Below are 6,034 nucleotides of genomic sequence, written 5' to 3' on the forward strand. Positions count from 1 at the left end.
CCCGCGAAATGCGATACGTCGGTCGAGGTGCCGCCCATGTCGAAGCCGATGACCCGGTCGAAGCCCGCCGCCCGGGCGGTCTGGGCCATGCCGACCACGCCGCCCGCCGGTCCCGACAGGATCGCGTCCTTGCCCCGGAAGGCGCCCGCCGCGGTCAGCCCGCCGCTGGACTGCATGAACAGCAGCGGCGTCGCCTCGCCCAGATCGGCGCCCACGCGATCCACATAGGCCCGCAGGATCGGCGACAGATAGGCGTCGGCCACTGTGGTGTCGCCGCGCCCGATCAGCTTGATCAGCGCGCCGACCTCATGGCTGACCGAGACCTGTTCGAACCCGACCTCCCGCGCGATCTCCGCCAGCCGGGTTTCGTGTTCCGTGAACCGCCAGCCATGCACCAGCACGATGGCGATGGCGCGTAGGCCCGCCGCATGGGCCGCCGCCAGATCGGAGCGGGCGCGATCCTCGTTCAGGACCTGTTCGACCGTCCCGTCGGCGCGGACGCGTTCGTCGATCTCGACCACCCGGTCGTACAGCTGTTCGTTCAACACGATATTGCGGGCGAAGATGTCCGGCCGGCTCTGCCAGCCGATGCGCAGGGCGTCGCAGAAGCCGCGCGTGATGGCCAGCAGGGTCGGCTCGCCCTTGCGCTCCAGCAGGGCGTTGGTCGCCACCGTCGTGCCCATGCGGATGGCGTCCACGCGCCCCTCGGGCAGGGGCCCCGGCGCGGCGTCCAGGATGCGGCGAACCCCCTCGACGGCGGCGTCGGCGTACTGTTCCGGACTGTCGGACAGCAGCTTGCGGGTCTCGAGCCGCCCGTCCGGCGCGCGGGCGACGATGTCGGTGAAGGTGCCGCCGCGATCGATCCAGAAGCGCCAGCCGGCGCGTGCAGGGATCGATGACGCGCTCATGGGTTCGCTCCGGCTGCGGGAGCCATGCAGATAGCCGGGGACGGCGCCGTACGTCTACGTCAGGCGGTCGGCGTCGCGGCCACGGCCGCGCAGGCGATCCGGCCGTCCGGCCCGAAGTCGGCGACGGCGGACTGGCCGATGAAGATCTGGTGCACCCCGGTCGCCGCGCCGGTGGAGATCAGCTGTCCCGCCTCCAGCCGCCGGCCGCGCCCGTGCAGCAGATTCAGCAGGAAGGCCAGGGAGTCCAGCGGCCCGCCGGGGATGTCGACGGACCCGCCCCGGCCGACGATCCGGTCCTCGATCTCGACCGTGCAGGTCAGGTCCGCCAGCCGGTCGCGCCAGCCGCCGATCTCGTCACCCAGAATCAGGCCGGCGTTGTTGCCGAAATCGGACGCGGTCACCGCCGGACCATGGTCGTTGATGGCGGCGAAGGGGCTGCCGGCGATCTCCACGCCGGTGAACACCCGTCCGATCAGCGGGGCGACCGAGACCGACGTCCAGTCGCCGCGGTCCGGCGCATCGGCGCCCAGCTGGATGATGTATTCCGCCTCGACCGCCGCGAAGCCGCCGTCGATCACCGGGAAGCGCGTCGGCTCGGCCCCCGCCTGCCAGATATTGCGCGAGAAGATGGGGCCGGCCAGCCGCCCCGCGCCGTACTGCTGGTCCAGGGGTTCCCTGATCCGCCCCAGCTTCCAGCCCGCGATCCGGTCCGGCCAGGCGGCGATCGCCTCGTCCTGGACCTCGTAGGCCTCGGCCATGGTGGCGGGCATCGGACCGGGATAGGGCGAGAGCAACCGGCCCGCGCGCCGCGCATCGACGAAGGCGCGCGCGATCGGCGACGAACTGGTTTTATCGAATGCGTGGCTCACGCCGCCTCCCGTTTGGCGCGGACATTGCGCAGGAAGGAAACCGGTGTCAATTTGAATCCGGCGACGCCTGTCATACGGCCCGGTCGTCTGACCGGCCCCTGCGGGACGTGACCGCTGACAGACGGGACGGCAAAGGCTAAGGACAAGGTTCGGCCAGAGAGAACCCCGACGTGAATGAAACCCGACGGACAGGCGGAAAGCCCGCCACCATCAACGACATCGCCCGGCTGGCCGAGGTGTCGAAGAAGACCGTTTCGCGGGTCATCAACAACTCGCCCTTCGTCAAGGAAGACACGCGCAAACGGGTCGAGGCGGTCATCGCGGAGCATGGCTACACCCCTGACCCGCAGGCGCGCGGCCTGGCCTTCCGCCGGTCGTTCCTGGTCGGGATGATCTACGACAACCCCAGTCCGAACTATGTCGTCAACATGCAGCAGGGCGTGCTGGACGCGGTCCGCGGCTCGGGCCTGGAGCTGCTGGTCCACCCCTGCAACCGCGGCGCGGAAACCTTCCTGCACGAGGTCCAGGCCTTCATCGTCCGGCAGAAACTGTTCGGCGTGGTCATGCCGCCCTCTGTGTCCGAGGACGACCGGGTCGTCGCCATCCTGCGCGAGGCCGACTGCCCCTACGTCCGCATCGCCTCGGTCTCCCTGGACGAACCCGCCCGCATGGTCGTGACCAACGACAGCCGCGGCGGCGCCCGGGCCGCCCGGCATCTGGCCGAACTCGGTCACCGCCGCATCGCCTTCATCTCGGGCCCGGACACCTTCCGGTCCTCGCACGAGCGGGGCCGGGGGTTCGCCGAAGGCCTGGCCGAACATGGCGTGACCCTCGATCCCGCCTACATCCGTCGCGGAGCCTATACCTTCGAATCGGGGGTCGAGGCGGCGACCGAACTGCTGGCCCTGCCGCAGCGGCCGACGGCCATTTTCGCCGGCAATGACGAAATGGCCATCGGCGTGATGAAGGCCGCGCGCGACGCGGGCCTGCGGGTCCCCGAGGACCTGTCCATCGTCGGTTTCGACGACCTGCCCATGGCCTCGCGGGTCTGGCCCAACCTGACGACGGTGCGTCTTCCGATCCGCGACATGGGCCGGATGGCCGCCGAGAAGCTGACCGCGCGCAGCCGCGGCCTCGACCCCGCGACCCTGATCCAGCCGGAGGTCGACCCGTCGCTGGTCGTTCGTGATTCAACGGCGGCGCCGGCGCGCTAGACCCCGGAGCGTCGGGGTGCGGCGGCGGGTTGGAAGGGAACTATCACCCCTGCCCGAGGCTTACTCACTCGCGGTCATCGAACGCGAGGGGAGGCCGGGATGCGGATCGGGCGATTGACAACCGGGGGCGCTCTCCACGCCGGGCACGCCATCTTGCTGGGCTTTCCCATCTCCCTGTTCACCAGCGCGCTGGCGACCGACATCGCCTATCTGAAGACGGCGGAAATCCAGTGGACGAATTTCTCGTCCTGGCTGATCTGCGGCGCCCTCGTGTTCGGCGGCGTGGTCCTCGCCTGGGCGCTGTTGTCCCTGCTTCTCGGGTGGCGAGGGGCGGAACGACGCCCGCGCGCCGTCTACGCCGCGGTGCTGGCGGTCATGTGGGTGCTCGGACTGGTCAACGCCTTCAAGCACAGCCAGGACGCGTGGAGTTCGGTCGGAGCCTTCGGCCTGATCCTCTCGATTCTCTGCGCCCTGCTGGCTCTCGCGGCGGGCGTGATGGCCTTCGGACGTCCCGTTGAAGCGGAGGCCGCCCGATGATCCGGTCGTCATTGATGGCCGCCGCGGCCGCCGGACTGCTGCTCGCGGGCTGTCACGCCAGCGACGGGTCGCTGGACCAGACGGGGCCCGAACCCGACCTTCCCGCCATCCGGCAAACGCTGGTCCCGCCCATGAAGATCGCCAGGCCGATCGGCTGGGGCGACCTGAAGCCGACCGTCCCGGCCGGTTTCACCGTCACCGCGATGGCCACCGACCTGCAGATACCCCGCCAGCTGCTGGTCCTGCCCAACGGCGACATCCTCATCGCGGAGGGGCGGGGCGGCAAGGCGCCCAAGCTTCGGCCCAAGGACGTGATCGCCGGCTTCATCAAGAAGCAGGGCAACACCCAGGTCGGCAGCGGCAATCGCATCACCCTGCTGCGCGATGCGAACAATGACGGCCAGCCCGAGGTGCGCACCGTCTTCATCGACAATCTCGACGCGCCGTACGGCCTCGCCTTCGTCGACGGCGCGCTCTACGTCGCCGAGCAGGGCGCCCTGCTGCGCTTCCCCTACCAGACCGGCCAGACCCGCATCACCGCGCCCGGTCAGGAGGTGACCAGACTCCCGTCCCGGATCAACCACCACTGGACCAAGTCGCTGACCGCCAGCGCCGACGGCATGACGCTGTATGTCGGCATCGGCTCCAACAGCAATATCGGCGAGCGCGGCCTGGCGATCGAGGAGGAGCGGGCCGTGGTCTGGGCGATCGACCGCCTCACCGGCGCGCGCCGCACCGTCGCCACCGGCATCCGCAATCCCACCGCCCTGGCCATCGAACCGCGGACCAGCGCCCTGTGGGCCGTCGTCAACGAACGCGACGAGATCGGTCCCCAACTGGTCCCCGACTATCTGACCTCCGTGCGGGAAGGGGCGTTCTATGGCTGGCCCTACAGCTATTGGGGAAACAACGTCGATCCGCGGGTCCGTCCCCGCAACCCCGAGCTTGTCGCGCGCGCGGTCGCGCCGGACTACGCCCTGGGATCCCACGTCGCGCCGCTGGGCCTGTCGTTCGCCCGCGACGGCGGCTTCGGCGGCGCCTTCTCCGAGGGAGCCTTCGTCGGCCAGCACGGAAGCTGGAACCGCCAGGACCTGTCGGGGTATCGCGTCGTCTGGGTCCCGTTCACGGCCGGACGTCCCAGCGGTCCTCCCGTGGATTTCGCAACCGGCTTCCTGACCGACGAGGGTCAGGCCAGGGGGCGTCCGGTCGGAGTCGTCTTCGATCCGGTCCGCCGCATCCTTCTGGTGGCCGACGACCTCTCAAACACGGTCTGGCGTATCGCGCCCCGGGCGGCCGCGCCCCGCGCGCAGCCCGCCCCGTAGTCGCCGGGGACGGGACGATCAGCCCCCGGGACGGGTTCCGTAAACGGGCTCAGGCGTTCTCGAGAACGCGAGGACTGCCGACGAGGCCCTTGATGTAGTCGCGGATGCCTTCGTCCCTGGCGTTGGCGAAGAAGTATTCCTGGAAGCGCTCGCCGGCGACGGCGGCCTTCAGCAGGTCCTGATCCACGGTCTTCAGCACGGTCAGCATGTCGTGGCAGGTGACGGCTTTGAGGTCCTTCAGGATTCCGCGGTTCTTGCGCATGATCTCGGCGCGTTCCTTCGGATATCCCAGGCCCCGCTCGCCCTCGAACAGCTTGCGATAGACGTCCTGCAGGTTCAGCTCGGCCGCCCAGCCGAAGCCCTTGGCGTAGGGCATGGCGATCGCGTTGCCGTCGTTGATCTGGCCGAACAGGAAGGCGTCGGTGGGGTCGATGATCAGGCCGCAGAAGACGCCCGGCATGGCGTTGGCCGCCAGCATCGAGCCCGTGCCGGTGCCGCATCCCGTAACCACGAAATCGGCCGCCCCCGAGTTGAGCAGGATGCCCGTCAGCAGGCCGTTCATGACGTAGGTCAGCGAGGCCTTATCCTCGGGCGTATACATGCCGTAGTGGAAGACCTCGTGGCCCAGAGGCTCGGCCACTGCGGTGAGGGCGGCGTGAACCGTCTCGCTCTTGGCGGCCTGGCTGTTCTCGATGATCAGGGCGATTTTCATGGATTTTCTCCGGGCCGTGCGACGGGAAGGAACGGGGGGATATAGCGCGCTGGACGTCTGCCCGGCTGCGCCTGCATCGTTTGCATCCGATTATGACACCGGTTACCTATGCGCACAATCCGAGACCCGCGGGCCGGAAGAATATATGTCGGATCACGCTTCAGCCAACCGGGCCCGTTGAAATGAACCCCTTCGATCTCTCGGGCCGCACGGCCCTCGTCACCGGCGCCAACACCGGACTGGGGCAGGCCATCGCCATCGGTCTGGCGCAGGCGGGGGCCGACATCGTCGCCGTCGGCCGCTCGGCGCCGACTGAAACCGAAGCCCTGGTCGCGGGCATGGGCCGCGGCTTCAAGGCGATCTCCGCCGACCTCGGCTCCATCGCCCCGATCGCGGACCTGGTCGCCCAGGCGGGTCCCGTCGACATCCTGGTCAACAACGCCGGCATCATCCGCCGCGCCGACAGCCTCGA

At 69.3% G+C, this 6,034-nt stretch carries 7 protein-coding genes; 4 read left to right on the forward strand and 3 right to left on the reverse strand.

From position 1 onward, the window contains the following. Both V6M42_RS11805 and V6M42_RS11810 read right to left on the reverse strand, forming a co-directional pair. Positions 1 to 908: hydantoinase/oxoprolinase N-terminal domain-containing protein (locus tag V6M42_RS11805; protein ID WP_332678612.1), on the reverse strand; the 908-nt coding region annotated here is incomplete at its 3' end. 59 nt (positions 909 to 967) lie between these two features. Then, entirely contained in the window at positions 968 to 1,777 is an 810-nt protein-coding gene (locus V6M42_RS11810; protein ID WP_332678614.1) for a 2-keto-4-pentenoate hydratase, read from the reverse strand. 170 nt (positions 1,778 to 1,947) lie between these two features. Here V6M42_RS11810 and V6M42_RS11815 point away from each other — a divergent pair, with 170 nt between their 5' ends. The 3 genes from V6M42_RS11815 to V6M42_RS11825 all read left to right on the forward strand — a co-directional run bounded on the left by V6M42_RS11815 (position 1,948) and on the right by V6M42_RS11825 (position 4,850). Then, positions 1,948 to 2,991, forward strand: a complete 1,044-nt coding sequence (locus tag V6M42_RS11815) for a LacI family DNA-binding transcriptional regulator (RefSeq protein ID WP_332658803.1) — start codon at positions 1,948 to 1,950, stop codon at positions 2,989 to 2,991. A gap of 99 nt (positions 2,992 to 3,090) precedes the next feature. Further along, on the forward strand, positions 3,091 to 3,528 hold the full coding sequence (locus V6M42_RS11820; protein WP_332678615.1) for a DUF2231 domain-containing protein: 438 nt from the start codon (positions 3,091 to 3,093) through the stop codon (positions 3,526 to 3,528). After that, the gene (locus V6M42_RS11825) at positions 3,525 to 4,850 is read left to right on the forward strand and encodes a PQQ-dependent sugar dehydrogenase (RefSeq protein WP_332678617.1); all 1,326 of its coding nucleotides are present in this window, start codon (positions 3,525 to 3,527) and stop codon (positions 4,848 to 4,850) included. The genes V6M42_RS11820 and V6M42_RS11825 overlap by 4 nt, the downstream gene beginning before the upstream one ends. A 49-nt stretch (positions 4,851 to 4,899) precedes the next feature. On the opposite strand, the gene V6M42_RS11830 is transcribed toward V6M42_RS11825, so the two are convergent. After that, a complete protein-coding gene (locus V6M42_RS11830) occupies positions 4,900 to 5,562 on the reverse strand; it encodes an RpiB/LacA/LacB family sugar-phosphate isomerase (protein ID WP_332678618.1) in 663 nt (220 codons plus the stop codon). A 182-nt stretch (positions 5,563 to 5,744) separates the two neighbouring features. Here V6M42_RS11830 and V6M42_RS11835 point away from each other — a divergent pair. Next, positions 5,745 to 6,034, forward strand: a 290-nt coding sequence (locus tag V6M42_RS11835; RefSeq protein WP_332678619.1) for an SDR family NAD(P)-dependent oxidoreductase, incomplete at its 3' end; no start/stop codon positions are given.

The sequence above is a fragment of the Brevundimonas sp. genome (assembly GCF_036677305.1).
In the GTDB taxonomy this organism is placed as follows: domain Bacteria; phylum Pseudomonadota; class Alphaproteobacteria; order Caulobacterales; family Caulobacteraceae; genus Brevundimonas.

Coding starts and splice junctions, on each gene's coding strand:
- V6M42_RS11820 (WP_332678615.1), top strand. CDS start 3,091: ATGCGGATCGGGCGATTGACAACCGGGGGCGCTCTCCACGCCGGGCAC.
- V6M42_RS11830 (WP_332678618.1), bottom strand. CDS start 5,562: ATGAAAATCGCCCTGATCATCGAGAACAGCCAGGCCGCCAAGAGCGAG.
- V6M42_RS11825 (WP_332678617.1), top strand. CDS start 3,525: ATGATCCGGTCGTCATTGATGGCCGCCGCGGCCGCCGGACTGCTGCTC.